Consider the following 213-nt stretch of genomic DNA (forward strand, 5'->3'; position numbering starts at 1 on the left):
CCACGCTCCGTTAACGATGCTCCGCCGTCCGAGCTTACATTGCCCGTTAAATCAACGGTCGTTGTTGTGATGTTCGTGTACGTCAGCGTCGTTACCGTTGGTGCTACCGGTAAGTTCTGCGTCCTAAACTGAACTTCCACTCCATAGCCCGTTGCTGTTGTGTTGTTGGTCGCATATGCACGCACATAGTATGTCGTACCAGGCGTCAATCCC

The 213-nt window shown here is 52.6% G+C and carries 1 protein-coding gene; it reads right to left on the minus strand.

Features of this window, described 5'->3' with window-relative positions; translation table 11 throughout:
* Window positions 1-213: hypothetical protein (locus LRL21_RS47545; protein WP_240422275.1), on the minus strand; the 213-nt coding region annotated here is incomplete at both ends.

The sequence above is a fragment of the Paenibacillus periandrae genome, assembly GCF_022458865.1.
In the GTDB taxonomy this organism is placed as follows: Bacteria; Bacillota; Bacilli; order Paenibacillales; family NBRC-103111; genus Paenibacillus_S; species Paenibacillus_S periandrae.